Origin of the sequence: Mycolicibacter icosiumassiliensis (assembly GCF_900078685.2) — a bacterium.
Taxonomy (GTDB): domain Bacteria; phylum Actinomycetota; class Actinomycetes; order Mycobacteriales; family Mycobacteriaceae; genus Mycobacterium; species Mycobacterium icosiumassiliensis.
Genome location: NZ_LT546166.1, coordinates 51,689 through 55,568, shown reverse-complemented (window position 1 = coordinate 55,568; position 3,880 = coordinate 51,689). Strand labels below are relative to the sequence as shown.

The 3,880-nt window shown below is 69.5% G+C and carries 2 protein-coding genes and 1 pseudogene; 1 reads left to right on the top strand and 2 read right to left on the bottom strand.

Going from position 1 to position 3,880, the window contains the following annotated elements:
- Both BN4346_RS13475 and BN4346_RS13470 read right to left on the bottom strand, forming a co-directional pair.
- On the bottom strand, nucleotides 1-2,305 hold a 2,305-nt coding region (locus BN4346_RS13475), incomplete at its 3' end, for an AAA family ATPase (RefSeq protein WP_067966601.1).
- 36 nt (nucleotides 2,306-2,341) lie between these two features.
- Entirely contained in the window at nucleotides 2,342-2,551 is a 210-nt protein-coding gene (locus BN4346_RS13470; protein WP_067966598.1) for a hypothetical protein, read from the bottom strand.
- Between the two features lie 232 nt (nucleotides 2,552-2,783).
- On the opposite strand from BN4346_RS13470, the pseudogene BN4346_RS47500 reads away from it, so the two are divergent.
- Nucleotides 2,784-3,880, top strand: a pseudogene (locus BN4346_RS47500) (hypothetical protein); the annotation flags it as partial.

Genomic DNA, 3,880 nt, shown 5'->3' with positions numbered 1-3,880 from the left:
GGGGGGCCTGCCGATAGCCCGCCGCGGCTTGCGCGGCGGCGTCAGCGGCGGCAAGCACATCGCCGATGGCTTCGAAATCCAACGATGCCGCTCCCAGTCCGGCGGGATCGCCCTCGGCCAGCGCCCGTGCGTAACGGGCCGCCACCGCTGCCCGAGGACCCTCGACGATGCCCGCCAATTCATCCAGCCGGTCGGCGACCTCGGCGTCGCCCATTTGCGCGGCGGTCTGCAGGCACATCACCTCACGCGCAAGCTGACCGTGACTGCGAGCGAATTCTACTGCTGCAGAAGCACTCCGGCGCGCCTCACCGGCCCTGCCCTGTGCTGCCGCCAGCCACGCGCACGCCAACAGATAGCCCGACTCGACATAGGCGTAGGCCGGGTGCCGGCTGTCGTGGGTGGCCTGCAACGCCGCGACGGCGGCGTCGACCTGCCCGCTGCGCGCCAGCGCTTCGACGTGCAGGATCTTGAACCGGTAGAAGATACCGCTGGTCTCGCCGTAACCGCCGATGCCGGCGCGGGCCTCACTGAGGCAACGCAGCGCGGTGGGCAGATCGCCGCCGGCGAGTGCGGTCATGCCCAGCACCGCGGTCGCCATCGCAGCGACCAGACCAGGTAGCTCTGCGCAGAGCCGATACCGGGCCTCGGCGACCATCCTGGCGTCCTCGAGGTAGCCGGCGGCGAGCAGCGCGTAGGCGTGGAATTCGGCTAGCCCGCTGCCCTGGAAACTGTCCTGCGGCGATTCGGCGATCACCGCGTACCCGGCTTCGGCCTGCTGCGCGGCCCGACTCGTCCGTCCCAGGTCACCCAGCGCAATGACGTCCGCGCACCGGCCCAGGGTCTGGCCGAAGGGGTCGAGCTGGCCGAGGTCGACCCCGGCCAGCGCGTCGATGGTTTCAGCTGGCCGGCCGGCCAACACCAGCTGCACGGCACGAAATGTGCGCAGCGCCGCGTCGTCGTTGCCGCGCAGCGCCTGCTCGGTGACTTCCCAGGCCTGTTCGGGACGTTGCAGCACCCACAGCAGGTTCGCGGCGCGCAGGATTACCGGAGTGACGAATCCCGCCGCGGGCAGCGCCGGTGCATCGATAGTGCGCAGTATCTCCTCGGTCTCCGCGCCCTGTTCGCGCATGAACAGCACGTAGGCGAGCAGTAATTTGGCCACCGGGCCGCCGCCGGCGTCAGCGGCGGCGCGGGCGAACCGCTCGGCCAAAACGAGGTCAAGTCGCGAGCGCGCGACGTTGGCGGCACGCGATAGCACCGCGATGTCAGCCGGCAGATCCGATTCCAGCCACAACAGACCTAGCCGAAGCGGATCCACCCGGGCCGGCTCGCGCGCCATGGCGGTCGCTACGTCGCCGCACAAGCGGCGCAGCCGCAGCGGGCCGCATTGCTGCAGTCGGATCTCCCCGTACAGCGGGTGGCCCACATACACCACCTCGGCGCTCGACGACACCCGAATCAGCCCGCGCTCCTCGGCCATCTCGACAGCCCTCGCGCTGGCCAGCACCATCAGGCAAGACCGGTCGATGGGCTCAGCGACCGCCACCAAGTCGACGACTTCGCGGACATCATCGGGAACCGCACCGATCTGGGATTCGACCAGCTCGACCAAGGTCGGCGACATCGACAATCCGGCCGTCCAGCGCCATTGCCCGGCCTCGCACACCAGCCGGCCCGCCGCGCGTTCCTGTTCGACGAGATGGCGCAGGTAGAGCGCGTTTCCGCGGGTCAGTTTCCACATCCGCGTCAGGCAGTCCGGGCTCACCGCACCGAGCGCCGCGGCCAGCAGCTCGTCGGATTCCGGGCGTGACAGCGGCTGCAATTCGAGCCGCCGCAGCACGCCGTCCTTCCACAGCGTCGACACCGCATCGGGGGCGGGTTCGCCATTGCGGACGGTCGCGATCACCGTGGCGACACCTTGCGCCACCAGTTGATGCACGGCCAGCGCCGACAGATCATCCAGCAGGTGGGCATCGTCGACGACCACCAGCAGCGGTGCCTCACCGGCGCCGGACCGCAGCTCGGTGATGACTTGGCGCGCAATGGCCATCGGGTTGGCATCAAAGTCGTCGACCCAGTGGGCGAACGCGCCCAGCGGCACCGAGCGCCCCGTTGCCGTCCCGGCCAGCCGGCTGACCGCCCAGCCCGCCGCGGCCATGGCTTCGGCGGCCTCGCGGGCGAGCCTGGTTTTGCCCACACCGGCTTGACCGGCGATCAGAACACCCCGCCGCTCTGTGTCGGCAAGCGCCTCTCTGACCAGCTGAAGTTCTTCCCTCCGGCCTGTCAAAGGCCAGTGGTCACTCATCCGTCGATGGTAAACATCTTGGGACACCGATGGTTACTACTCAGGAATCTTGTGTAGTTCAGCCTCGAGCTTTTGGTGTGCCAGTTCGAGGATGCTGTCGAGTCCTTCGGGTTCGATCTGCAGATAGCCGCAGATCACTTCGTCGGCGACACCGGCGTCGCGCAAGCGCAGGGCCAGGGAATGCGCGTCGGGAAGCCGCCGCAGTGCCGTCTCGTACCGGTGCCCGGTCTGGTGAAAAGCGGTCACATCTGCCCTCGATTCGGTCGACACCGCAACCCTGCCCGGCCCGTCGGCTCGCGGTATCCGTAGTGGACTACCCGATTCCCGGCGACGCGCCGCCCGACTACGCAGCCCCGACCTGAGTAGTCGGCGCTGAGACGGGTGCAAGGACAGGTAGTGCGCTACGCGACTCGACGCGGGTTTCTGAACGGAAGCTAAGCGGTGTTGATGTTTGTCCACGGTTTTCGGGAGGTTCGGCATGTCTGGTCATCGTCGCGCTCGGGTGGTCGGCGCCGGCACCACCGTCGGGGCGTTTTTGGCGCTGGGGACTCCGCTGGGGCTGGTGCCGGCGCACGCGGATGCGTTCGACACCGTTTTCGATGACCTGCTGGGGTCGGCGATCACCTGGTTTGAGCCATCCGGGCTGGCGGGTGCGGCCGCGGGGGCGGACCCGTTGGCGACGTTGGACACTCTGGTCGCGACCACGATCAACGACTGGATCTACACCCCGATCTACGACCTCGGTCAGAGCCTGATCAGTTCCGGAGTCCTGGACTCACTCAACCAACTGTTCGCCACCGCGGACAGTTGCGGGATCATCTGCAACGGCCTCGACGCCCACCTCGACACCGACACCGGTGACCTAGTCGCCGCCACCGCCGGCGGCTGGCTGTTCGGCGATGGCGGCGCCGGTATTGACGGTTCGGCCGCGGGTGCGGCCGGGATGATCGGCAACGGCGGTACCGGTGGGGACGGGGTGCTCGACACCATCACCGGCACCAGCCTGGATGGCGGTGCCGGCGGGGCCGGCGGCTGGCTACTGGGCAACGGCGGCGACGGCGGGGCCGCCGGCGCCGGCGGCAAGGGCCTTGGTGGTGGCGGTGGCGCCAGCGCCGGTAACGGTGGTAAGGGCGGCTCCGGTGCCGACGGTGGCCTGGCTGGCACTGTCGGGACCGGTGGAACGGGCACCACAAGCGGTGCCGACGGCACTGCCGGCGAGGATGGAAACGCCAGCGACGGCGGCGCCGGCGGCCAGGGTGGCGCCGGTACGGGTCTGATCACCGGAAACAACGTCGGCCAGGGTGGCGGCAATGGTGGTGTCGGTGGTAGCGGTGGCACGGTAGGTAACGGCGGTGCCGGTGGTGCGGGCGGCGTCGGCGCCCCCGTGAATGGCATCACCGACCCCAACGGCAACGGCACCGCCGGTGCGGTCGGTGGCGTCGGTGGCAACGGTGGCACCGGTGGTTCCGGCGGCACCACATCGGGTAACGGTGGCGTAGGTGGCAACGCCGGCAAGGGCGGTAACGGCGGATCTGGTGGCGCCGGCGCGGACGCGACGGTGGCCGACACCGCCGG